The organism is Thioalkalivibrio sp. ALgr3 (assembly GCF_000377325.1).
Taxonomy (GTDB): domain Bacteria; phylum Pseudomonadota; class Gammaproteobacteria; order Ectothiorhodospirales; family Ectothiorhodospiraceae; genus Thioalkalivibrio.
The window spans coordinates 13311-35117 of record NZ_KB897993.1; the positions used below are offsets into that span (position 1 = coordinate 13311).

Below are 21807 nucleotides of genomic sequence, written 5' to 3' on the forward strand. Positions count from 1 at the left end.
CATGGGGCCACGCATACCCGGGTTCAAGTCCGCGGCCACAAATTCCCGTTTCCGTGCGCGTTCTCGGGTCCACCTGCGGCGCGCGGGAAGCCCCCGCCCTTACCGGCGCTTTCGGCAGGCCGGCCCCGCGGCTGTTAAATTGTTGAGTACAACACTAGGAGATAAGCGCTCGTCATGCCCTATTCGGAACAGCAGATCACGTCCCTGCATCGCTGGTCGGACAAGACCTTCAGCTTCACCACCACGCGGCCGGAAGGCTTCGAATTCCGCAACGGCCAGTTCGTCACCCTCGGCCTGCGCCCCGAGGGCAAGCTGATCCCGCGCGCCTATTCGATCGTGTCGGACCCGTCCAGCGAGGAACTCGAGTTCCTCAGCATCCACGTGCCCGACGGTGACCTGACCAGCCGCCTCGCCCATGTCGAACCGGGCGACTCGATCTGGATCAACAACAAGGTCACCGGCTCGCTGACGGTGGACTACGTGCAGCCCGGGCGGCATCTGTACATGCTGGCCACCGGCACCGGCATCGCGCCGTTCGTCTCCCTGGTCCGCAGCGACGAGGTGTTCGAACATTTCGAACGGGTCATCCTGGTGCACAGCGTCCGGACCGTGGAGGAACTGGCCTATCGCGAGGAACTGGAAGCGAAGATCAGCGATCGTTTCCGGTATATGCCCACCGTGACCCGCGAGGATCACGACTTCGCCTGCCCGGTGGCGCAGCAGCCGTTCGACAACAACCAGCGCGGCGCCGAGCTGTTCCGCTCGGGCGAGCTGTTCCGGGCGCTGGATCTGCCGCCGGCGGATCCGGAGCAGGATCGCGTGATGCTGTGCGGCAACCCGGCGATGAACCGCGAGATGAGCCAGTGGCTGGAGGAACACGGCTGGGTGCAGACCAGCTACAAGGGGACCGGCACCTACACCGTGGAGCAGGCCTTCGTCACCACCATGGACGACGCCGACGACTGACGCTCCCGCATCACCCCCCCAGCAGGATCCAGCGCGCCTCGTTGAGGCGTTGCAGGGTGGCCGTGTCACCGCCCCGGTCGGGGTGGTGGCGCTGGGCCAGGCGGCGGTAGCGGGACTGGATCTCCGCGTCCTCCACCGGATCCGCCAGCTCCAGCACCGCCAGCGCCGTAGCCCGGCGGTCGCCACCGCCCATCCGCCGCCAGAAGCCGTCCAGCAAGGCCTGCACCGCGGCCGCATCCATCTGATCCAGAGTGCTCAGGTCGAGGTAATAGGCCCGCAAAGGGTCCTCGCGCACCGGGGCCGCGGAGACCGTGCCGGCGGTTGCCGCGGCCCCGGCCCCGTCCATGGCCCGCGCCTGAATGCCGATATCCAGGCAGTGGATGCGCAGCCATTCGCCCTCGGCCGCCAGCCGGTCGCGCAGGCGATAGAGGCAGTGAAACAGCAGGAAATGGGTGCGGAACAGCCCCAGCGGCTCGCGCAGGTCGGCCCCGGCGAAAGGCACCACGCCGGCGTCGCGCAGGCGGGCGATCAGGGCGTGCTCGGTCTGTCCCGCGGCCTGCGCGCGCACGCCCTGCTCCACCGCCGCCAGCAGTCCCGGATCGACCTCGGTATCGACCCCGGTACGCGCATCCGCGGCGACATCGACGACGGGGTTCACGAGGCGTCCGGCGTGTCGCCGTCGATGTAGTACCAGTGGCCATCGATGCGCCGGAAGCGGCTGCGTTCGTGCAGCCGCATGCCCTGGCCGTGCAGCCGCGCGCGGGCAACGAATTCGACCACCCCGGTGGTGTGCTCGCGGCCGCCGGCCTCGGTGCCGCGTACGTTCAGGCCCAGCCAGCGCCGGTCCGGATCCAGCTCCAGCGAGGCCGGGCGGGTCTGCGGATCCCAGGTCGCCAGGATGTAGGCCTCGTTATGCTCGGTGTAGGCGGTGTAACGCGAGCGCATCAGTGCCTCGGCGGTCTCCGCCGGGGCGCTGCCGTCGATGCGCGGCCCGCAGCACCGCTCACGCGGCTGACCGGACCCGCAGGGGCAATTCACGCTGTCCGGTTTCGGCTTGCGGCTCCCCATCTCGATCCCCCGAGAAAAAATGATCAGGACGCGGGAAATCCCCCCACGCCAGTGCAGGGAGTAGCGTAACCCCCAGCCACACCGGAGTGAACCGCATGGACGATATCCTGATCCTCGGCTGCGGAGACCTGGGCACCGGGCTGGGCCGTCGGCTGCACGACGCCGGGCACCGGGTCTGGGGCCTGCGGCGCCATCCCGAACACCTGCCCGAATGGATCCGGCCCCTTCAGGGCGACCTGACGGACCCCGACGGCCTGCCGGAGCTGCCGCGAACGGCACGGGCGGTGTATTTCATCACCACGCCCGACCGGATGGACGACACGGGTTACCGTCGCGCCTATGTCGATGCGCTGCACCATGCGCTGGGCGCCCTGGAGCGCCAGGGCCTGCAGCCGGAACGCGTGATCTTCGTGTCGTCCACCGGCGTCTACGGCGTCGATGACGGCAGCCGGGTCGACGAAGACACCCCCGCCCTGCCACAACGCTTCTCCGGCCGCCGCCTGCTGGAGGCCGAACGCCTGCTGGAGGCCTCGCCGTACCGTGGCATCCGCCTGCGCCTGGGCGGGATCTACGGACCGGGGCGCGAACGCATGCTGGATCTGGCGCGCGCCGGCCAACTGGGCGATGACGAACCGCCGACCTGGACCAACCGCATCCACCGCGATGATGCGGTCGGCATCCTGCACCACCTGTTCACGCTGGCCGATCCCGATCCGGTCTATCTCGGCGTGGATACCGAACCGGCCCTGAAAAGCGAAGTGCTGCACTGGCTCGCCGCGCGCCTGGGTACCCTGCCGGCAGATGCGGCGGTCCACCGCGTGGATGCCCGCGACGGGGCCCGCGGCCGGCGCTGCGACAGCCGGCGCCTGCAGGACTCCGGCTACCGCTTCCGCTATCCCGACTACCGGGCCGGCTTCGCCCCGCTGCTGCCCTGAAGCATACGCCCGCCGCACACACGAAAAAGGCCCCGCCCGGCAGAACCGGAGGGGCCCGGAGAGACCCGGCCCGGGGAGGCAGAACCCCGGGACCGGTGGTCGGAACCCGGAGGTTCAGACCTTGGTGTAGCGCAGGTACGAGCGGATCTCGTCGAAGCCCTGCGGGAACTTCTTCTGCGCTTCTTCGTTGCTGACCGTCGGCGGGATGATCACCTGGTCACCCGGGGTCCAGTCGGCCGGCGTCGCGATGCCGTGCTTGTCGGCGGTCTGCAGGCCGTCGATGGCGCGCAGGATCTCGTCGAAGTTGCGGCCCAGCGACATCGGGTAGGTCATCATCAGACGGATCTTCTTGTTCGGATCGATGATGTAGACCGAACGCACCGCCGCGGTGTCGCTCTCGCCGGGGTGGATCATCTCGTAGAGTTCCGAGATCTTCTTGTCGGCGTCGGCGACGATCGGGAATTCGAGGGTCGTGTTCTGCGTGTCGTTCACGTCCTCGATCCACTTGTTGTGCTCTTCCACCGTATCGGTGGACAGGCCCAGCGGCTTCACGTTGCGGTCCGCGAACTGCTTCGCGAGCTGCGCGGTGCGACCCATCTCGGTGGTGCACACCGGGGTGAAGTCGGCCGGGTGGCTGAAGAAGAAGCACCAGGAATCGCCGATCCACTCGTGGAAGTCGATCTTGCCGGAGGTGGTGTCGACCTGGAAGTTCGGTGCGGTATCGCCCAGACGAAGCGTCATATCGCTATCTCCTTTGCTTGTTTCCGTTCATTCGGTTGGTGGCAGATGATCGTTATCGATCATGTGCATCACTATATCGGCGAATTCTTATGATGTGAATTCTATTATATCAATCACACCGATCGCCTGATCCTATGATTCGCCCTGGATCCATTTCCATGGCCACTTCATGGTAGACCATTGGTGTCGCCACCTCGCCCGAAGTTCCCGCCGGACAGTGACCCGGTCCACAAACCGTACGACTCAGACCGGATCCCGCCGCCAGATCAGGATCTGGTTGTTCACCGGCATGTCCACCACCGCCTGCCGGGTCAAGCCGCAGTCGCTCGCCAGCGCGTCCAGGTCGGCGCGATCGCGCACCCCCATCCCCGGGTCCTGCTGGCGCAGGGAACGGTCGAAGCGCGCATTGGATTCGGCCGTGTGCTCCCCGTCATGCGCGAACGGCCCGTACAGCGCAAACAGCCCGTCCGGTTCCAGGACCCCGGCGACCCCGGCGAACAGCGCCTCCACCCCCGGCCAGTGCAGGATGTGGACGGTGTTCGCGCTGTAGACGTAACGAAACGGACCGTCCGGCCAGGGATCAGCGGCGACGTCGAGGGCGCGCGGCGGCTGCAGGTTGGGCGCCGCCGCCTCGCGCCGCCACGCCTCGATCCCCGGCAGGTGTTCGACGACATCGGTGGGCAGCCACTGCAGATGTCCCAGGCGCGGCGCCATGAAAGCCGCATGCTGCCCGGTCCCCGCCCCCAGCTCCAGCAGGGCACCCGGACGGACGAACCACCGTTCCAGAACCTCCAGGATCGGCTCGCGGTTCTGTTCGGCCGCCGGTGCATACGGGCGCTGAGGCACTTCCATGGGATTCTCCGGATCTGCAGTGTGCGGATTCCGGCCCAGCATAAGCGACGCCCGAAGCGACCAGGTGCAAGACCGCACGTTCAGCGGGTCCGCGATGGACCCCGCAGGTGCGGGACTGCCATGATCCGTATTCAGGTCCCTTTTACGGAGAGCCCCCATGTCCCGCTACCCGCATCGTCCCGCCCGCTCCCGGATCTTTGCATGGGCCACCGCCCTGGGGCTGCTCCTCGGCGCCGTGGCCGCCACCTCCCACGCCGACGCACGCGAGCCGGCCAGCGACCCGGACACCCTCCTGCCGGTGGAGCTGGCCACCGTGGGGGTGGACTCGCACAGCGGCCTGCCCATTGCCCTGCTGCGCGACCCCGAATCCGCCGAGGTCGTGCCCATCGTCATCGGCACCGACCAGGCCCGCGCCATCCTCCTGGCCATGCAGGATGTCGACGTACCGCGGCCCATGACCCACGACCTGATGGTCGACCTGCTGCGCGAACTCGACGCGGAGCTGGAACGGGTCATCGTGGACGGGCTGGAAGACGGCACCTATCTTGGCATGCTGGAGCTGCGTGTCCCCGGCGAGGGGGCACCGCGGCGGATCGATGCCCGGCCCAGCGACGCCCTCGCGCTGGCAGTGCGCACCGGCGCGCCCATCGCGGTGGCACCGGAAATCCTCGAGGCCGACGTCCCCTTCGATTTCCAGCCCCCCGGTGACGACGAGATCGTCACCGCGCTGGGCATCACCGTGATCGAGGCCCGTGCGGATCTGCGCGAGGCCCTGGGCCTGCCGGACGAGCCCGGCGTCCTCGTCAGCCGTGCCGAGGGAGCCGCCGCCGAGGCCGGCCTGGAGCAGGGCGCGCTGATCCTGGAAGTCAACGGACGCAGCCCGGAAACCCCGATCGACTTCCTCGAGGCCGTGGGAACCACCCCGGACGACGAAGAAGCCGAATTGCGCTTCTGGCTGGACGGCGAGACCCGCACCATCACGCTGCCCACCGACGTCCCGGTGCTGCCGGACGACGAAGACGCGATTCAGGCCTGAACGCGCGCCGCCGGGTCCCTCCGCGGGCGCTTCAGCGCATGTGCCGGCGCAGCCAGTCGATGCTGGCCATGGTTGCCGGGTCGTGCGGACCCGGCTCGCCGGCCGGGTCCAGATCCGCCAGCACCCGGCCGGCCAGCTGCTTGCCCAGCTCCACGCCCCACTGATCGAAGGCGTTGATCTCCCACAGGCTCGCAAGCACGTAGATCTTGTGCTCGAACAGGGCGATCAGCGCCCCCAGGCGCTCCGGATCCAGGTCTTCCAGCAGGATCAGCGTGCTCGGACGGTCCCCGGGGAAACTGCGATGCGGCGCCAGCGCCTCGATCTCGGCCGCATCGCGACCGGCGGCGGCCATCTCCGCCCGGGCCTCGTCCTCGCTGCGCCCCAGGGCGAGCGCCTCGGCCTGGGCCACCAGATTGGCCAGCAGCATCGGGTGCTGTTGCGGCAGGTCGTGTTCGGCGCGCGCAACGCCGATGAATTCCGCCGGCACCCGCCGCGTACCCTGATGCAGCAGCTGATAGAACGCATGCTGCCCGTCGGTGCCCACCGCGCCCCAGACCAGCGCCCCGGTATCCCCCTCCACCGGCGTGCCGTCCAGCCGCACCCGCTTGCCCAGGCTTTCCATCTCCGCCTGCTGCAGATACGGCGGCATGAAGTACAGCCGCTCGTCGTAGGGCAGCACCGCGCGCGACTCCGCACCCTGGGTATCCTGATTCCACAGGTCCACCAGCGCCATGCGCACCGCCGCGTTGTCCTCCAGCGTCGCGGTGCGCACGTGTTCGTCCATCGCATGGGCTCCGGCCAGGAACCGGCGGAAACCGTCCATGCCCAGCATCAGCGCCACCGGCAGGCCAATCGCCGACCACACCGAATAGCGACCGCCGACCCAGTCCCAGAAACCGAACATGCGCTCGGGGGCGATCCCGAATTCGGCAACCCGCTCGCGCGCGGTGGACACCGCCACGAAATGGGCCGCGACCGCGGACTCGTCACCACCGGCATGGCGCACCAGCCAGTCCCGCGCGGCCCGGGCATTGGTCAGGGTTTCCTGGGTGGTGAAGGTCTTGGAGGCCACTACGAACAGAGTCGTCTCCGGATCCACCTGACGCAGCACCTGCCACAGGGCCTCGCCATCAATGTTGGAAACGAAGTGCATCTCCGGCGGACTCCCATCGGCGGTCGCGCGTGCATGCTCGGCAAGCGCCCGGCAAACCATCCGCGGCCCCAGATCGGAGCCGCCGATCCCGATGTTCACCACCGTGTCGATCGCCCGCCCGGTGAACCCCCGGTGGGTCCCGTCCTGCACCTCCCGCACGAAGGCCTCCACCCGGTCCAGGACCGCATGCACTGCCGGCACCACGTCTTCGCCGTCCAGCTCGCAGCGAGCCTCGCGGGGCAGGCGCAACGCGGTGTGCAGCGCGGCCCGCCCCTCGGTCACGTTGACCCGCTCGCCGCCGAACAGCCGCTCCAGCGCCGAAGGGATATCGGCGGCCCGCGCCGCCGCGAACAGCGCCTCCCAGGCATCGGCATCGAGCCGCTGGCGCGTCCAGTCCAGGCGCAGGCCGGCCACCTCGCGGACATCACGCTCCACCCGTTCCGGCTCGCGCGCCAGCAGTTCGCGCAGGTGCTCCTGCTCCAGGCGCCGGGCTTCGTTCTGCAGGGCTTCGCGCGCGGCGATTCGATCGGAACGGTTCATGCACTTAACTCGCGTCGTGGATACGGGTCCAGCATAATCCGCGACCCGGCGCCCGTCAGCCTGCGCGGCCGTGAACCGCCTGCGACTGCGTTACACTGGACATCCCGTCACGGAGAAGCCGTCATGCGCATCCTCTTTGCCACCAGCGAGGTCTACGGTCTGGTCAAGACCGGTGGCCTCGCCGATGTCAGCGCCAGCCTGCCCGTTGCCCTGCGGCGCCGGCGACAGGACGCGCGCCTGATCCTGCCGGCCTACCCAGAGGCGGTGCAGCGCCTGCGCCGGCCGGTCACCCACCCGGGCCCGGAAGACGCCCCGTGGCAACTGATCGAAGGCCACCTGCCGGGCACGCGCATGCCGGTCTACCTGGTCGACTGGCCGGAGTATTTCCAGCGCGCCGGCAACCCCTACACCGCCTCCAACGGTCAGGACTGGCCGGACAACGCACAGCGCTTCGCCGGCTTCGCCCGGGCCGTGGCCCGGGTGGCCGCCGACGACGCCGGACTCGACTGGGCACCGGAGATCGTCCACGGCAATGACTGGCAATGCGGCCTGCTCCCGATCTACCTGCGCGAGGCCTGCGGAACGGGGAGCTGCCCGGCGTCGGTGTTCACCATCCACAACCTGGCCTACCAGGGCCTGTTCCCTGCCGAAACCGCGACCGCGCTGGGGCTGCCCGCCGAGCTCTGGCACCCGGACGGCGTCGAGTTCCACCAGCAGCTGTCCTTCATGAAGGCCGGGCTGATGTTCAGCGACGCCATCACCACCGTCTCGCCCACCTATGCCCGCGAGATCCAACAACCGGAACACGGCATGGGCCTGGACGGCGTGCTGCGCGCGCGGGCCAACGTGTTCCACGGCATCCTCAACGGCGTCGACTACCGCGCCTGGGACCCCGCCCGCGACCCGCACATCGCCGCCGCCTACGGGCCCGACGACCTCTCCGGCAAGGCCACCTGCAAGGCCGCCCTGCAGCGTCGCCTGGGACTGGCCGAAGACCCGGACATCCCGCTGCTGGGTCACGTCGGGCGCATGGTCGAGCAGAAGGGCATGGACCTGCTGCTGGCGGTGGCCGCCCCGCTGGCCGAGGCCGGGCGCATTCAGCTGGCGCTGGTCGGCTCCGGGCAGACCGATCTGGAGCACGCCGCGGGCGCCCTGTCGCGGGCCCACCCGGGTCGGGTGGGTGTCCACATCGGCTACGACGAACCGCTGGCCCATCAGATCGAGGCCGGTGCCGACCTGTTCGCGATGCCGTCGCGCTTCGAGCCCTGCGGGCTCAACCAGCTCTACAGCCTGCGCTATGGCACCCCGCCGGTGGTGCATGCCACCGGCGGCCTGGCCGATACCGTGGTCGACGCCACCCCCGAAGCCCTGGCGGACGGCCGCGCCACCGGTTTCAGCTTCACTCCGGACAGCATCCCGGCGCTCGGCGACGCCCTGGAGCGGGCCCTGGCGCTTTACCATGCCCGCGCCGACGGCCGCTGGGAACAGCTGATGCGCACCGGGATGCAGCAGAACTTCGACTGGCAGGTCGCCGCCGGGGCCTATCTCGAACTCTATCGCGAACACCGCCCCCGGGCGCGCGCGGGCGCATCTGCGCTATAATCGCCGGCTTTCGCCGCCGACCGGCACGGGCCGGCAGGCAAGCAACCACCACGGCGGGGCCGGCTGCGGCCGGCCCCCTGCTGCGCGGGCCGCCTCATGAACCAAGCCGATCACAACGACCGTTTCCTGCCCCAGGACAAGGAACTGCGCGCGCGCGTGCGTCTGTTCGGAGAACTGCTGGGCAACGTCATCTGGAAACTCGAGGGCAAGACCGTCTTCGACGCGGTGGAAACCCTGCGCCGTGGATTCGTCAGCCTGCGCAAGGAGGAAGACCCGGAGCTGCGCCAGCGGCTGATGGATGACATCACGCAGTTCGACACGACCCTGACCGAGCGCGTGATCCGCGCCTTCAGCATCTACTTCTCGCTGGTCAACATCGCCGAGGAAGACCTGTTCTACCGCTGGCGCCGCGCCCAGGTCTCCAGTGGCGAGCCGCTGTGGCTGGGCTCCTTCGACCAGGCCCTGCGCGAACTGCACGACGATGGCGTCACCGCGCAGGAACTGGAGGAACTGCTGGGGCAGCTGCACTACCAGCCGGTGTTCACCGCGCATCCCACCGAGGCCCGGCGGCGGACCACCATGGAGAATCAGCGCCGGGTGTTCGAGACCGCCGACCGCCTCAACCAGCCGGGACTGGGCGACGAGGAACGTCGCCTGATCACCGAAGAGCTGGAGGGCCAGATCCAGATCCTGTGGCGCACCAACGAGGTCCGGGTGAGGAAGCCGGAGGTCCAGGACGAGATCAAGTACGGCCTGTTCTATTTCGAGGAGAGCCTGTTCGAGGCGGTGCCGCAGAGCTACCGCTTCCTCGAGAAGGCGATCCGCCGCATCTACGGGGTCAACCCGGACGGCTCCCTGCCGGTGCGCATCCCTGCGTTCCTGCATTTCGGCTCCTGGATCGGCGGCGACCGCGACGGCAACCCCAACGTCACCCCGGAGGTCACCGCGCTGGCCTCGCGTCTGGCGATGGAACAGGTGCTGCGCGAGTACATCAAGCGGGTCAACGAACTGCGCAACGTCCTCACGCACTCCTCCTACATGTGCGAGCCATCGGCCGAATTCCTCGCCAGCCTGAAATCGGACGCGACCATCTCCAACGCGGTGTTCCAGGGGGCCTCCGACCGCTTCGAGACCGAGCCCTACCGGCGCAAGCTCTACATCATGCGCTACCGCCTGCGCGAGACCCTGGGTACGGTCAGCCGGCGGATCCGGGGCGAGGCCGCGGTGCTGCCCACCAACAGCGCCTACGCCACGCCGGACTCTTTCCTGCACGACCTCAAGCTGATCCGCGACTCCCTGATCAGCCACGGTGACCGCAACATCGCCAGCGGCGCGCTCACCGACCTGATCCGTCTGGTCGAGACCTTCGGCTTCCACCTGCACCATCTGGACGTGCGTCAGGAATCCACCGTGCACACCGAGGCGGTCGCCGAGATCCTGCGCCACATCGATCCGGCCCTGGACTACGCGGCCATGGACGAGCCCGCCCGTCAGCAGTGTCTGGCGGAGCTGATCGGCCGCGGTGACGATCTGCCGCAGCCCGACCGCAACACGCTCGGCGAGCGCAGCCGCGAGACCCTGGAGGTGTTCGAGGTCATCCGCCGCATGCGCGGCGAGGTTGGCCCGGACGGAATCGGCACCTACGTCATCTCCATGACCCACGCGGCCTCGCACGTGCTGGAAGTCCTGCTGCTGGGGCGCCTGGCCGGACTGGCCGGCGAAGACCCGGAAACCGGAGCGTACTGCCACCTGCGCATCTCGCCGCTGTTCGAGACCATCGAGGACCTCCTGCACGTCGAGGACGTCCTGGAGGGCCTGCTGTCGAATCCGGTCTACGCGCGCCTGCTGGCCGCCTCCGGCAACGTCCAGGACGTGATGCTGGGCTACTCCGACTCCTGCAAGGACGGCGGCATCCTCGCCTCCAGCTGGAACCTGTACGAGGCGCAGAAGAAGATCGTCGGCATCACCGACCGCTACGGCGTGCGCTGCCAGCTGTTCCATGGCCGCGGCGGCACCGTCGGGCGCGGCGGCGGCCCGACCCACGAATCCATCCTCGCCCAGCCCCCGGCCACCGTGCAGGGGCGGATCAAGTTCACCGAGCAGGGCGAGGTGCTGTCGTACAAGTACTCCAACGTGGAGACCGCGGTGTACGAACTGGGCATGGGCGCGACCGGCCTGATGCTGGCCTCGCGCAGCCTGATCCGCCCGCCGCGCTGCGACCGCGACGACTACCGCGAGACCATGGAGGAACTGGCGCGCCTGGGCGAGGATGCCTACCGCGATCTGATCGACCACACCCCGGGCACGCTCGACTACTTCTACGAGATCACCCCGGTGCAGGAGATCGGCTATCTCAACATCGGCTCGCGACCCTCGCACCGGCGCAAGACCGACCGTTCCAAGAGTTCGATCCGCGCGATCCCGTGGGTCTTCGGCTGGGCCCAGTCGCGCCACACCCTGCCGGCCTGGTACGGCATCGGCACCGCGCTGCAACGCTGGCGCGGCGACGATCCGGCACGCCTGGAACAGCTGCAGCGCATGTATCAGGAGTGGCCGTTCTTCCGTTCGCTGCTGTCCAACTGCCAGATGGCCCTGACCAAGGCCGACATGCGCACCGCCGCCGAGTACGCCCGGCTGTCGCACGACACCGACCTGTCCGAGCGCATCTATTCGCGGGTACGCGAGGAACACAGCCGCACCGTCAACGAGGTGCTGCGGGTGGCTCAGCTGGACGGGCTGATGGAAGAAACGCCTCTGCTGGCGCGCTCGCTGCAGCGGCGCAACCCCTATCTGGATCCGCTCAACAGCATCCAGATCCACCTGCTGCGCCAGTCACGGGGTTTCGAGGCCGAGAACGAAGGGAACGGGGACGCCCGGGAGAACCCCTGGATCTCGCCGCTGCTGCGCTCGATCAACGCGATCGCCGCGGGTATGCGCAACACCGGCTGAGACCGGAGCGGGACACGCACTGGCCGGGGCCCGGGGCTCATGCAGGGCCCCGGGCCAATAATGCCGTACTCAGGCGGCCTGGACGGGGATATCGTGCCCGGTGCGGGCGATGGCGTTGTCGGCGTCGAGATACACCAGATCGGGGGTGAACTCGCGCGCCTCGGCGGCATCCAGCTGGCCGTAGGCACAGATGATCACGCGATCGCCCACCGATGCCTTGTGCGCAGCGGCGCCATTGACCGAGATCACCCCGGACCCGGCTTCCGCCTCGATCGCGTATGTGGTGAAGCGTTCGCCGTTGTCCACGTTGTAGATCTGGATCTGCTCGAACGGCAGGATCCCGGAGGCCTCCAGCAGACGCGTATCGATCGCGCAGGACCCCTCGTACTCGAGCTCACAGTGCGTGACTCGGGCCTTGTGCAGCTTGCCCTTGAGCATGGTGACCAGCATAAGCGTCTTCCGTCGGCGAACGGTCTTTTCACGGGGCCGGGAATTATGCGCGATGCACGCGGGAGCGGCAATGTCCCGCGTCCGACTCAGGGCCGGCGATTGTCGATCAGGCGGACGCTGTCCAGCCAGGCGGCCCCGAGGATCACGAGGTCCTGATCGCACAGGGCCTCGCCGGCTACCGGCTCGGCGAGATCCATCGCCCGGCGGATGGCCACGTATTCGGCATCCAGCCCTGCCTCGCGCAGGCGGTCGCAGGCCTCCGCCTCGATCTCGGTGACCCGGTCGGCCGCGCCGCTGCGGTCGCGCCGGCAGACGATGGCGACCTCGTCGAGCACGCGCTTGAGCGCCGGCGCCCGCGCGCGCGACTCCGCGGTCAGCCGGCTGTTGCGCGAGGAACAGGCCAGCCCGTCGGACTCGCGCACGGTCGGCACCGCATCCACCCGCACCGGCATGTCCAGCGAGCCGACCATGCGCTCGATCAGGCGGAACTGCTGGTAATCCTTCTCGCCGAACAGGGCGATGTCGGGGCGCACCAGGTTGAACAGCTTGGCGACCACCGTCGCCACACCGTCGAAATGGCCCGGACGGAACGCCCCCTCGAGGATCTCCGACAGCACCGGCACGACCACCTTCACCGGCGGCAGCCCGTCGTCCGGGTACATCACCGATTCGTCCGGGCAGAACAGGGCGTCGACGCCGGCATCCGCCAGCCGGCGGGAGTCTTCTTCCAGGCTGCGCGGGTAGTTCGCGAGGTCTTCCTCGCGGTCGAACTGCAGCGGATTGACGAAGATCGACACCACCACGCGCGACGCCCGCGCCCGCGCCTCGCGCACCAGTGCCATGTGCCCTTCGTGGAGGTGCCCCATGGTGGGCACCAGGGCAATGGTCTCCTGCCCGCCACGGCGCGACCATTCGCGGCGCATCGCCTGGATCTGGGGTCGATCTCGAAGGATTCTCATGGCCGTCCCGAGCCTCGTCTGAACCGGGGTTCTCTACAAAAAGGTATGCACGCCGGATTCGGGGAAGCGCCCCTCGCGCACCGCGCCGACATAGGCCCGCACCGCTCCGGCCAGCGAGCCGCCCTCGGCGAGGAAATCGCGGGCGAAGCGCGGCGGATTCGGGGTCAGGCCGATCACGTCGGCAATCACCAGCACCTGGCCGTCGCAGGCCGGGCTGGCCCCGATCCCGATCACCGGCACGTCGGCCGCCCGCGCCACCGCGGTGGCCAGTGCCTCGGTCACGCCCTCCAGCAGCAGGACCTGGGCCCCGGCCTGTTCCAGGCGCCCGGCCAGCGATTCCAGCTCGGCCGCCGCGGCGGCGTCGCGGCCCTGCACGCGGTACCCGCCCATGCGGTGCACCGCCTGCGGGGTCAGTCCGAGGTGGGCGCACACCGGGATGCCGGCATCCACCAGGCGTTCGACCACCGGGATCTGGGTCGCGCTGCATTCGATCTTGATCATCTGCGCCCCGGCGCGCATCAGGGCGCCGGACTGGGCCAGCGCGGTGGCCGGATCGGCGTCCCCCAGAAACGGGAGATCCGCCATGATCAGCGCCTGCTGCGTACCGCGGGCCACCGCGGCGGTGTGATAGACCATGTCCTCCAGGGTGACCGGCAGGGTGGTCGCATGTCCCTGTACCACCATGCCCAGCGAATCCCCGACCAGGATCACCTCCACGCCCTGCTCGTCCAGCAGGCGCGCGAACGCGGCGTCGTAGGCGGTCAGACAGGCAAAGCGCTCGCCGGCCCGCCGACGCTCGGCCAGGGTGTTGACGGTGATCGCGCCCATGCGTGTCCCCTACAGCGTGATCGGCAGCGGGTTGAAGTAGTGCCGCCCGCCCTGGATCGGTTCGAGAAACTGCAGCAGCTGGTCAAAATCGGCCGGGTTGTTCACCCAGTCAATCTCGGTCGCGTTGACGATCACCAGCGCCGGTCCCTCGAAATGATAGAAGAAATCCGCGTAGGCGGCGTTCAGCCGTTCCAGATAGGCGGTTTCGATCCGGCGTTCATAGGCCCGTCCGCGCTGGCGGATGCGTTCCTGCAGCACGTCCACCGGCGCCTGCAGATAGATCACCAGATCCGGCTGCGGCAGCCCCTGGCGCAGCCGGCGGAACATCTCGTGGTAGATCTCCAGCTCGTCCGGGGCCAGATTGAGTTCGGCGAACAGCGGGTCCTTGTCCATCAGGTAGTCGGCCACATGCGCCTGCTGGAACAGCCCCTTCTGCGCCACCGGGGTCAGCTGGCGCACGCGCTGCACGAGGAAATACAGCTGGGTGGCCAGGGCATGCTTGGCCGGATCCTGATAGAAACGTTCCAGGAACGGGTTCTCGTCGGGGGCCTCCTGCAGGAGCTCCGCCCGCAGGTGTTCCGCCAGCCGCTGCGCCAGCGAGGACTTGCCCACACCGATCGGGCCCTCGACCGCGATAAAGTCGAAATCCGCGAGGCTCATGCGCCCGCCCCCGCGCGACGGCCCGGTGGTGGCTCCCCCGCGTTGGCCTCCGCTGCGCTGTCGCCCGACTCCTCCACCGGGATCAGGGCGGCCGGATCAAAGGCACGGGCCAGCGCCGCCAGCGGGCCGCGCCCGGGGATCTCCAGCCCCGGTGCCAGCTCCTGCAGCGGCAGGACCACGAAATTGCGCTCGGCCACCCCAGGATGCGGCACCGCCAGCCCCGGCTCGTTCAGCACCCGGTCGCCGTACAGCAGCAGATCCAGATCCAGCAGCCGCGGCCCCCAGCGCTGGCCGTCGCGCACGCGCCCGCAGCGCTGTTCGATGGCCTGCAGCGCATGCAGCAGTTCGCGCGGCGTCAGTCGGGTGTGCAGCCGGGCCACGGCATTGACGTAGTCCGGCTGATCCGGCGGTCCCATCGGCGGATTGCGGTACAGCCGCGAGCGCCCGGCCAGACGCGTCCCGGGCACCTCGCGGGCAAGGCGGGCGAAAGAGTCGCGAACCTGTGCCACCGGATCCCCCAGGTTGGCGCCGATGCCGATGTAGGCCGACACGGCCGCAGTGCGCCTGCCGGGCTGGATCCGGGTCATGCCGAGTCTTCCCCCGCCTTCTTCCCGCCCGAGCCGCCGGCGCGACCCCGCGGCTTGCGCTTGCGGCGCTTGCGCTTGCCATCCCCGCCCGAGGCCCCGGTCATTGCCTTGCGTCCGGCCTCGTCCTTTTCCTGCAGTTCGGTCCACCAGCGGCAGGTCGCCTCGCTGGCATCCCCCACCTGCGCCCGCAGGCAGTAGAAGTCGTAACCGGCACGGAAACGCGGATGCGTCAGCAGCTTCAGGGCCCGCGCCCCGGAGTGGGTCTCCAGCCGGCTCTGCATGTCCCAGATCTCGCGAATCACCAGCGCAAAGCGGCGCGGGATGGTGATGGTCTCGCCCTGCTCGTCGAGGATCTGCGACATCGCCTGGTCCCAGGCCGGCGCCGGGTTCTCGCCTTCCTCGATGCGCGCACTGGCCTCCCACTGCAGCGGCGCCCACATCAGCGCGGCATACAAAAACGCCGGGTGCACGCCCTGGTCCTCGGCCAGCCGCTTGTCGGTGTTGCGCAGCGCCTCGACCAGGAAGGCCCGCTGGCTGAGACCGGCCTCGGGATCGTCGGGGTCGTCGAAGGCCTCGGCGGTGGACGGGAACATCGCCTCGAACAGACCGAAGCGTTCGAGCTCGTCGAGGCAGGTGACGGCCTCGCCGCTGTGGAACAGCTTGATCACCTCGTCGAACAGGCGTGCCGGCGCGACTTCCTGCATCAGCGGCGCCAGCCGGTGCATCGCCTCGTCCACCGCCGGGTCGATGCGCAGCCCCAGCTTGGCGGAGAAACGCACCGCCCGCAGCATGCGCACCGGATCCTCGCGCAGGCGCGTCTCGGGATCGTCGCCGATCAGGCGCAGAACGCCCTCGCGCAGGTCCTCGACGCCGCCGGTGTAGTCCAGCACCGAGAAGTCGTTGATGTCGTAGTACAGCGCGTTGATGCTGAAATCGCGCCGCAGGGCGTCCTGTTCGATGGTGCCGTAGCGGTTGTCGCGCAGGATGCGGCCGTCGTCGCTGAGGGCCACGTCGCCGTCGTCGTCATCGTCGTCACCGCCGGCATCGTGCGGCGCACGGAAGGTCGCGACCTCGATCACCTCGCGGCCGAACAGCACATGCGCCAGGCGGAAGCGGCGGCCGATCAGCCGGCAGTTGCGGAACTCCCCGCGAACCTCTTCAGGGGTGGCGTCGGTGGCCACGTCGAAGTCCTTGGGCTCGCGCCCCAGCAGGAGGTCGCGCACCCCGCCGCCGACCAGACAGGCGCGGTAGCCCGCGTCACGCAGGCGGTAGAGCACCTTGAGCGCGTTGTTGTCGATGGCCGCGCGCGAGATGCCGTGCTCCTCGCGGCTGTAGACGCGAGGCACGACCGATGCGTCGCCGGCGCGCGGGGCATCGTCGCGGGGGTCAGTTTCGGCCGGGGCCGGGATGTCGGTATCAGGGCGGGTCACGCAGGGCCGTCAAAATGGCTTCGGTGGCGTATCTTAACAGCTAATCCGTCCTTGTTCTCAGGGGAGCCACTTCGCCGGTAAGGCGATAGCGCAGGTAGTCGTCCACGATGCGGCGGTGATCGAAGGCCAGTGGCAGACCGGGGTCGTCCGGGTCCAGCCAGGCACAGTCGCGCGCATCGTCAGCGGCCCGCGCCTGACCGTTCCCCTGAGCCAGATACACCACGCTCACGGTGTGCCCGCGGGGGTCGCGATCGGGCGCCGAATACACCCCCAGCAGGGCCTGCAGTTCGACCTGCAGACCGGTTTCCTCGCGGGCCTCGCGCACGGCGGCATGTTCGGCGCTCTCGCCCACGTCGACAAAGCCCCCGGGAAGCGCCCACCCGTGCGGCGGGTTGTGACGCTCGATGACCAGGATCCGGCCGGGCTCGGCGGCATGCCGGATCACCAGATCCACCGCCAGGGCCGGCGTACGCGGGCGTCGGTCACTCATCGGTTCCTCCCTGATCCTGCCGCACGAAACGCCGGATCTTGCGGCGCTCGCGTTTGTCCGGACGCCCCGAGGGCGCCGGGGCCCGTGCCTCGCGTTCCAGCCGCCGGCGGGATGCCTCCTGCTCGCGCGACTCGCGGCTCTCCGGGGTTTCGGTGTAGAGCTGCTCCGCCTCGGTCGCCGGGCGCCGCCGATCATCCAGCGCCACCACGTCGACCTCCATGGACCAGCTCCCCTTGTGCACCCGTACGCGATCCCCCGGATGCAGCTTGCGCGCGGGCTTGCAGCGCTCGCCATTGACATGGACCTTGCCGCCGGACACCGCCTCCGTCGCCAGGGCGCGGGTCTTGAAGAAACGCGCCGCCCACAGCCATTTGTCCAGACGCAGGCTGGACGCAGGCGTCGCCGCTGCACCCGTCCGGCTCATGAGCACCCCCGCGCGAGCACTGCGGGCGCCCCGCGCACACCCGGGACCGGTAGTCGGCCCGGGCTTTTATCCGCGGACCGGAGCGACCAGAATGCCGCCTTCATGCACCGATATTTCCGGAGGGGGAACCGGTCGCCCGCGGGCCACCGGGCCATGCCATGGACTTTCCGCATCTGCACCTGGTCAGCTTCGATATTTGTCCTTTCGTCCAGCGTAGCCTCATCACGCTGAATTACAAGGCAGCGCCGTACGAACTCACCCGCATCGACCTCGCCGACCCGCCCGACTGGTTCCGGGAACGCTCGCCGCTGGGCAAGGTCCCGATCCTGATCGTGAACGGGGACACGGTCCTGTTCGAATCGGCGGTCATTAACGAATACATCGACGCCGTTACCCCGCCCGAACGCCTGCCTCCGGAACCGCTGGAACGCGCCCGGGCCCGCGCCTGGATCGAGTACCTGTCGGAACAGACCTTCGCGCAGTACCGCTGGATGACCGCAGCCGACGAGGACGCCTTCGAACGGGCCGCACACGAGGCGGCACGAGGTCTGGAGCGACTGGAACGCCAGATGGCCGGCGACCACGCGCTGGCCGGAGTGGAGTTCTCGCTGGTGGATGCGACCCTGGCGCCGCTGCTGATGCGCTACGCGCTGCTCACCCACGAGGACAGCCCCTGGGACCCCGAATCCTTCCCGCGCCTGGCGGCGCGCTGGCAGTGGCTGGAGGCGATGGACGCGGTACGCGACTCGGTGCCGGCGGATTTCTCGCAGCGCCTGGCCACCTACCTGGATGGCCAGACCGGCACCGCGCCCCGGCAACTGGCGGCCGCACTGCGCGACGGCTGATCACCCCTCGGGCCAGACCCCGCGCCGCAGATACCGGCCGGCGGGGATTTCGGGCATCCAGTACATCCACACCGGACGCGGCCCCGACGCAGGCCCGGAACCGGAAGAGGGGTCGGGATCGGCGAGTACCAGGGCGCGGCGATACATGCCCCGCCCGTCCGCCCGGAAGTCCTCCAGACGATCCACCGGCGGCAGACTGCGGCGTGGCTCGGGCAGACGCATGATCTCGCCCTGAATGCGGTCGTAACCGGAGACCGGCGCCGGGCTGGCCGGAGGATCATGCCGCCACTGCAGGGCCGCATCGGCCTCCGGGTCGTCCGACCCCTCGGCCAGGATACGTTCCTGCGGAATGACCGCCCCGGGGTACCCATGGGGCAGGTGATACAGCCAGCCGGGCACGCTCGCCGGAACCACCTCCAGGGCATGGCCGCAATGCGCGGCAAAGTTGGCATAACCGCGCTTCAGCGTGCCGTAGACGAACAGGTCGATGAACGGGGAAGACATGATCCGATCCCCACCTCCGCTCTATTTTGCGGTTGAGTCACCCTCCGGCTCCGACGCCGGCTGCAACAGGCGGGCAGCCAGCGGAACCTCGCCCGGCCAGTCCACCACGTAATCGATGATCGGCAGATCCGGGGCATCGCATTCGCGCAGGACCCGCCCGGCCACCGACACCCCGGCGCGGCGCACGCTGTCCGGATCGCCGGTCAGCAGCGGGTGCCAGCTCGGCAGGGGCTGCCCGGCAAAGCGCAGGCGATAGGCGCAGGTGGGCGGCAGCCAGTCGTATTGCGCCACCTTCTCCAGGGTCAGCTGCAGACAGTCCGGCACGGACTCGCGACGCCGGGCATAGTCGGAGCAATGGCCGGTCTCGCAGTCGAGCAGGTCACAGGCCAGCCAGGTGTGGGCCAGTTCGCCGGTATCCTCGTCCTCGAACTTGTGCAGGCAGCAGCGCCCGCAGCCGTCGCAAAGGGCCTCCCATTCGGCCGCGTTGAGCTCCTCCAGCGGGCGCTGGTAAAAGGGCCGTTCGTCGCTCACGGCGTCTCCGCCCGGTGGTCCTCTTCGCCCAGCCGCCGGCGCCCCTCTTCCTGCAGGCGCTGCTCGACCCGGCTCCAGCGCTCCTGCGTGGTGTAGTGCATGGTCGGCCGTCCGCGGTCGGGCAGCAGCACGGCCACACCCTGATCGGGATACAGCCAGTAGGCGTGGTCGCTGTCGATCTGCATGCGCTCGGCCGGCTCGCCGAAATGCCGGCGCAGCAGATCCGCGTCCCAGCGTGCCCGGGGAATATAGCTCATCTCCACCACCGGCACGTTACCCAGCGATGCAAGGGTGTCGTCGTCCAGGCCGTAGCGCCGGGCACCCGACGGCATCGGCCGTTCGGAGGTCGTCCCCGCCTCGATACGGTCCAGGTCGGCCTCGTCCAGATCGGGGCGCAGGATCAGGTTGGTCTCGAACGGCTCGATGCGGGCATTCACGTAATACGCCTCCACCGAGCGCGTCCCGTCGGGATCCTCGAACATCCGGATCTCGGGCACCGGCAACCGCCCCATGAGATCCGCCATGGTGGTCTCGCCCAGGGTAATCCCCAGCACCCGCGTGTGCTGCCGGTCCAGCACCTCCACCTGCCAGGGCAGACTGTCGAACTGCCGGGTCTGCTGCCCGCCGGGCTGCATGTAGACGAACATCGCCAGGGCCAGAATGCCCGCGAGGGCGACCGCCCCGATGGTCCAGCGTAGATTCATGCCGACTTCTGCTCCCGAGCCGCCCCTGCGCGAATCCTCGCGGGGTCGCTATACTGGGCGGCTCGCAAACCACCCGGCGCCCCGCGTCCGATCACGCATGATCTCACGTTTGTCTGCCTGGATCACGGCCCGCTCGGTCCCGTCCACATACACCGGCCGCACCCTGATCATCGCCTCGCACCGCGAACTCGCGCGGGCGCCCGACTGGCTCGCCGGTCTCGGCGAGACCCTGGGCCCGCTGCTGCTGGGCGTCAGCGATGCCCCCCGTGACAGGGAGGCCGCCGTGCCCGGAGCCCCCGATGATCTGCCGGCGGTGGCCCTGCCCCCCGAACTCGCCCCGGTGCGCCTGGCGCGCCTGCGCCCCCGGGCCGTGGTACTGCTGGGCCCGGTCGATCTCCCCGGCGAGGCGCTGCGGGCCGTCGTGGCCGCCGGGGCCCGCGTGGCCTGGGTCAACGCCGAGGGCCCCGCCCCGGAAGGCCTCCCCTTTGCCACCGTGCTGGCCGCCCGGGATGGCGCCGTGGACCCGGCACTGGGCGCCGAGACCACCGGCGACCCGCTCGCCGGGGCCATATCCCTGCCCCCCGCACCGGAAGACCCGGATCCCGAGCGGGCGTTCTGCGAACGCTTCGCCGAATACCGCGAGCGCGGCCACCCGATTCTGCTGGCCCCGAACACCGGCCCGGACGAGGAGGCGTTCGCCTTCGCAGTACTGTTCGCGGTCCTGCAGAAGACCGCCGCCCTGCTCCTGCTGGCGCCGGCGGACCCCGAACGCCACGAGCCGGTCTACCGCGATGCAATCAAGTACTCGCTGCCGATCGTGCGCCACAACCGGTTCATGACCTCGTACGTCCCGCGCAAGAACCGGGTCTACTACATCGAGGATCCGCAGACCCTGCAGGCCGCCTACGCCTGCGCCGACATCACCCTGCCCGGCGGCACCCTGGCAGCCACGCGGACCCCGCCGGATCTGGCACGCCCCCTGGCCTGCGGCAGTGCCGTGGTGACCGGGCCGGCCGCCAGCGGCGACGCCCCGGAAGACGAGGTCCGCCTGCGGCGTGCCGCGGAGACCACCGGCCTGATCCGCCGCGGAGAAGATCCCGATGCCGTGGCCGCCGCGATTCTCGAGACCCTTTCGACCCTGCCGGATGCCGGGCAGCGCCAGGCGCGGCTGACCCGATGGCTGGAACGACAGGCCACGGCCCGCGACCGGGTCGCGGCCCGCCTGGCCGAACATCTCGCGGCTGCCCCCGCGCCTTCCTGAGCGCCCTTAGCATATCTCCCGGGGTCTGGTCTATAATTTGAAACAAGTGCGAATCCGGACCGGAAAATGATCGACGGCAGCAGCGGCCTGCAGGGCATCCAGAAGGGCATGACGCAGATGCGTCAGCAGGCCCACACCGTGGCCACCGAGAACGCCGGCAGCCGCCAGAGCAACACGGCGATGGTCGAGATGAGCCCGAGCCAGCGTCACGTGGAAGCGAACGTGAAGACCCTGCAAGCCGAAGACCGCATGATCGGGAGCCTGCTCGACGTCCGCGCCTGACGCGGAAGCG

Annotated in this window: 24 protein-coding genes; 8 read left to right on the forward strand and 16 right to left on the reverse strand. The window is 69.3% G+C overall.

Annotation, left to right across the window (positions count from 1 at the left end; all coding sequences use genetic code 11):
• The first annotated feature begins 174 nt into the window (after positions 1-174).
• Positions 175-966 carry a ferredoxin--NADP reductase gene (locus C998_RS0112115; protein WP_018871139.1) on the forward strand — a complete coding sequence of 264 codons (792 nt, stop codon included), beginning with the start codon at positions 175-177 and terminating at the stop codon, positions 964-966.
• 10 nt (positions 967-976) lie between these two features.
• Here C998_RS0112115 and C998_RS0112120 read toward each other — a convergent pair whose 3' ends face one another.
• Together C998_RS0112120 and C998_RS0112125 are read right to left on the reverse strand one after the other, a co-directional pair.
• Positions 977-1624 (reverse strand): DNA-J related domain-containing protein, encoded by a 648-nt coding sequence (locus C998_RS0112120; RefSeq protein WP_018871140.1) that lies wholly within the window; start codon positions 1622-1624, stop codon positions 977-979.
• Entirely contained in the window at positions 1621-2034 is a 414-nt protein-coding gene (locus C998_RS0112125) for a YchJ family protein (RefSeq protein ID WP_018871141.1), read from the reverse strand. The genes C998_RS0112120 and C998_RS0112125 overlap by 4 nt, the downstream gene beginning before the upstream one ends.
• Positions 2035-2129: 95 nt before the next feature.
• On the opposite strand from C998_RS0112125, the gene C998_RS0112130 reads away from it, so the two are divergent.
• Entirely contained in the window at positions 2130-2969 is an 840-nt protein-coding gene (locus C998_RS0112130; protein ID WP_018871142.1) for an SDR family oxidoreductase, read from the forward strand.
• A gap of 114 nt (positions 2970-3083) precedes the next feature.
• Here C998_RS0112130 and C998_RS0112135 read toward each other — a convergent pair whose 3' ends face one another.
• Together C998_RS0112135 and C998_RS0112140 are read right to left on the reverse strand one after the other, a co-directional pair.
• Positions 3084-3710: a peroxiredoxin gene (locus tag C998_RS0112135; RefSeq protein WP_018871143.1), complete on the reverse strand. Its 627-nt coding sequence runs from the start codon at positions 3708-3710 to the stop codon at positions 3084-3086.
• A 243-nt stretch (positions 3711-3953) separates the two neighbouring features.
• Complete coding sequence (locus C998_RS0112140) at positions 3954-4562, reverse strand: DUF938 domain-containing protein (RefSeq protein WP_018871144.1); 609 nt, start codon at positions 4560-4562, stop codon at positions 3954-3956.
• A 157-nt stretch (positions 4563-4719) separates the two neighbouring features.
• Between C998_RS0112140 and C998_RS0112145 the strand changes: the two genes are divergently transcribed.
• Positions 4720-5598 carry a bifunctional nuclease family protein gene (locus tag C998_RS0112145; RefSeq protein WP_018871145.1) on the forward strand — a complete coding sequence of 293 codons (879 nt, stop codon included), beginning with the start codon at positions 4720-4722 and terminating at the stop codon, positions 5596-5598.
• Between the two features lie 31 nt (positions 5599-5629).
• Here C998_RS0112145 and pgi read toward each other — a convergent pair whose 3' ends face one another.
• Entirely contained in the window at positions 5630-7291 is a 1662-nt protein-coding gene (pgi, locus tag C998_RS0112150) for a glucose-6-phosphate isomerase (protein ID WP_018871146.1), read from the reverse strand.
• A gap of 123 nt (positions 7292-7414) precedes the next feature.
• On the opposite strand from pgi, the gene glgA reads away from it, so the two are divergent.
• Positions 7415-8893, forward strand: coding sequence for a glycogen synthase GlgA (gene glgA, locus C998_RS0112155; protein ID WP_018871147.1), 1479 nt, complete (start codon positions 7415-7417; stop codon positions 8891-8893).
• 96 nt (positions 8894-8989) lie between these two features.
• Positions 8990-11842, forward strand: coding sequence for a phosphoenolpyruvate carboxylase (ppc, locus tag C998_RS0112160; protein WP_018871148.1), 2853 nt, complete (start codon positions 8990-8992; stop codon positions 11840-11842).
• Positions 11843-11911: 69 nt separating this feature from the next.
• Here ppc and panD read toward each other — a convergent pair whose 3' ends face one another.
• The 8 genes from panD to C998_RS0112200 form a co-directional block, all read right to left on the reverse strand.
• Positions 11912-12292 carry an aspartate 1-decarboxylase gene (gene panD, locus C998_RS0112165; protein ID WP_018871149.1) on the reverse strand — a complete coding sequence of 127 codons (381 nt, stop codon included), beginning with the start codon at positions 12290-12292 and terminating at the stop codon, positions 11912-11914.
• Positions 12293-12378: 86 nt separating this feature from the next.
• A complete protein-coding gene (gene panC, locus C998_RS0112170) occupies positions 12379-13251 on the reverse strand; it encodes a pantoate--beta-alanine ligase (protein WP_026279612.1) in 873 nt (290 codons plus the stop codon).
• Positions 13252-13284: 33 nt separating this feature from the next.
• Positions 13285-14079: a 3-methyl-2-oxobutanoate hydroxymethyltransferase gene (panB, locus tag C998_RS0112175; protein ID WP_018871151.1), complete on the reverse strand. Its 795-nt coding sequence runs from the start codon at positions 14077-14079 to the stop codon at positions 13285-13287.
• A gap of 9 nt (positions 14080-14088) precedes the next feature.
• The gene (locus C998_RS0112180) at positions 14089-14739 is read right to left on the reverse strand and encodes a deoxynucleoside kinase (RefSeq protein ID WP_018871152.1); all 651 of its coding nucleotides are present in this window, start codon (positions 14737-14739) and stop codon (positions 14089-14091) included.
• Positions 14736-15326, reverse strand: coding sequence for a 2-amino-4-hydroxy-6-hydroxymethyldihydropteridine diphosphokinase (gene folK, locus C998_RS0112185; protein ID WP_018871153.1), 591 nt, complete (start codon positions 15324-15326; stop codon positions 14736-14738). The genes C998_RS0112180 and folK overlap by 4 nt, the downstream gene beginning before the upstream one ends.
• Complete coding sequence (gene pcnB / locus C998_RS0112190; RefSeq protein WP_018871154.1) at positions 15323-16756, reverse strand: polynucleotide adenylyltransferase PcnB; 1434 nt, start codon at positions 16754-16756, stop codon at positions 15323-15325. Before pcnB ends, folK begins: the two co-directional genes overlap by 4 nt.
• Before the next feature lie 40 nt (positions 16757-16796).
• A complete protein-coding gene (locus C998_RS0112195; RefSeq protein ID WP_018871155.1) occupies positions 16797-17246 on the reverse strand; it encodes an NUDIX hydrolase in 450 nt (149 codons plus the stop codon).
• Positions 17239-17670: an RNA-binding S4 domain-containing protein gene (locus C998_RS0112200; protein ID WP_018871156.1), complete on the reverse strand. Its 432-nt coding sequence runs from the start codon at positions 17668-17670 to the stop codon at positions 17239-17241. The genes C998_RS0112195 and C998_RS0112200 overlap by 8 nt, the downstream gene beginning before the upstream one ends.
• A gap of 158 nt (positions 17671-17828) precedes the next feature.
• Between C998_RS0112200 and C998_RS0112205 the strand changes: the two genes are divergently transcribed.
• The gene (locus tag C998_RS0112205; RefSeq protein ID WP_018871157.1) at positions 17829-18515 is read left to right on the forward strand and encodes a glutathione S-transferase family protein; all 687 of its coding nucleotides are present in this window, start codon (positions 17829-17831) and stop codon (positions 18513-18515) included.
• On the opposite strand, the gene C998_RS0112210 is transcribed toward C998_RS0112205, so the two are convergent.
• The 3 genes from C998_RS0112210 to C998_RS0112220 are packed head-to-tail and all read right to left on the reverse strand — an operon-like array spanning position 18516 to position 20254.
• Complete coding sequence (locus C998_RS0112210; protein ID WP_018871158.1) at positions 18516-19019, reverse strand: gamma-glutamylcyclotransferase; 504 nt, start codon at positions 19017-19019, stop codon at positions 18516-18518.
• Between the two features lie 21 nt (positions 19020-19040).
• A complete protein-coding gene (locus C998_RS0112215; RefSeq protein ID WP_018871159.1) occupies positions 19041-19550 on the reverse strand; it encodes a YcgN family cysteine cluster protein in 510 nt (169 codons plus the stop codon).
• Complete coding sequence (locus C998_RS0112220; RefSeq protein ID WP_018871160.1) at positions 19547-20254, reverse strand: hypothetical protein; 708 nt, start codon at positions 20252-20254, stop codon at positions 19547-19549. The genes C998_RS0112215 and C998_RS0112220 overlap by 4 nt, the downstream gene beginning before the upstream one ends.
• Positions 20255-20351: 97 nt before the next feature.
• On the opposite strand from C998_RS0112220, the gene C998_RS0112225 reads away from it, so the two are divergent.
• Both C998_RS0112225 and C998_RS0112230 read left to right on the forward strand, forming a co-directional pair.
• On the forward strand, positions 20352-21515 hold the full coding sequence (locus C998_RS0112225) for a hypothetical protein (protein WP_026279613.1): 1164 nt from the start codon (positions 20352-20354) through the stop codon (positions 21513-21515).
• Positions 21516-21581: 66 nt separating this feature from the next.
• Positions 21582-21797, forward strand: a complete 216-nt coding sequence (locus C998_RS0112230) for a hypothetical protein (RefSeq protein ID WP_018871162.1) — start codon at positions 21582-21584, stop codon at positions 21795-21797.
• Positions 21798-21807: the final 10 nt, after the last annotated feature.

Excerpts from the sequence above, each read along its gene's own strand:
- pgi (WP_018871146.1), bottom strand. The coding sequence starts at position 7,291 with ATGAACCGTTCCGATCGAATCGCCGCGCGCGAAGCCCTGCAGAACGAA.
- C998_RS0112125 (WP_018871141.1), bottom strand. The coding sequence starts at position 2,034 with ATGGGGAGCCGCAAGCCGAAACCGGACAGCGTGAATTGCCCCTGCGGG.
- C998_RS0112115 (WP_018871139.1), top strand. The coding sequence starts at position 175 with ATGCCCTATTCGGAACAGCAGATCACGTCCCTGCATCGCTGGTCGGAC.
- C998_RS0112210 (WP_018871158.1), bottom strand. The coding sequence starts at position 19,019 with ATGTCTTCCCCGTTCATCGACCTGTTCGTCTACGGCACGCTGAAGCGC.
- ppc (WP_018871148.1), top strand. The coding sequence starts at position 8,990 with ATGAACCAAGCCGATCACAACGACCGTTTCCTGCCCCAGGACAAGGAA.
- C998_RS0112230 (WP_018871162.1), top strand. The coding sequence starts at position 21,582 with ATGATCGACGGCAGCAGCGGCCTGCAGGGCATCCAGAAGGGCATGACG.
- C998_RS0112145 (WP_018871145.1), top strand. The coding sequence starts at position 4,720 with ATGTCCCGCTACCCGCATCGTCCCGCCCGCTCCCGGATCTTTGCATGG.
- C998_RS0112130 (WP_018871142.1), top strand. The coding sequence starts at position 2,130 with ATGGACGATATCCTGATCCTCGGCTGCGGAGACCTGGGCACCGGGCTG.
- panB (WP_018871151.1), bottom strand. The coding sequence starts at position 14,079 with ATGGGCGCGATCACCGTCAACACCCTGGCCGAGCGTCGGCGGGCCGGC.
- C998_RS0112180 (WP_018871152.1), bottom strand. The coding sequence starts at position 14,739 with ATGAGCCTCGCGGATTTCGACTTTATCGCGGTCGAGGGCCCGATCGGT.
- panC (WP_026279612.1), bottom strand. The coding sequence starts at position 13,251 with ATGAGAATCCTTCGAGATCGACCCCAGATCCAGGCGATGCGCCGCGAA.
- C998_RS0112135 (WP_018871143.1), bottom strand. The coding sequence starts at position 3,710 with ATGACGCTTCGTCTGGGCGATACCGCACCGAACTTCCAGGTCGACACC.
- C998_RS0112140 (WP_018871144.1), bottom strand. The coding sequence starts at position 4,562 with ATGGAAGTGCCTCAGCGCCCGTATGCACCGGCGGCCGAACAGAACCGC.
- C998_RS0112205 (WP_018871157.1), top strand. The coding sequence starts at position 17,829 with ATGGACTTTCCGCATCTGCACCTGGTCAGCTTCGATATTTGTCCTTTC.
- C998_RS0112225 (WP_026279613.1), top strand. The coding sequence starts at position 20,352 with ATGATCTCACGTTTGTCTGCCTGGATCACGGCCCGCTCGGTCCCGTCC.
- C998_RS0112195 (WP_018871155.1), bottom strand. The coding sequence starts at position 17,246 with ATGAGTGACCGACGCCCGCGTACGCCGGCCCTGGCGGTGGATCTGGTG.
- C998_RS0112220 (WP_018871160.1), bottom strand. The coding sequence starts at position 20,254 with ATGAATCTACGCTGGACCATCGGGGCGGTCGCCCTCGCGGGCATTCTG.
- C998_RS0112200 (WP_018871156.1), bottom strand. The coding sequence starts at position 17,670 with ATGAGCCGGACGGGTGCAGCGGCGACGCCTGCGTCCAGCCTGCGTCTG.
- folK (WP_018871153.1), bottom strand. The coding sequence starts at position 15,326 with ATGACCCGGATCCAGCCCGGCAGGCGCACTGCGGCCGTGTCGGCCTAC.
- glgA (WP_018871147.1), top strand. The coding sequence starts at position 7,415 with ATGCGCATCCTCTTTGCCACCAGCGAGGTCTACGGTCTGGTCAAGACC.
- panD (WP_018871149.1), bottom strand. The coding sequence starts at position 12,292 with ATGCTGGTCACCATGCTCAAGGGCAAGCTGCACAAGGCCCGAGTCACG.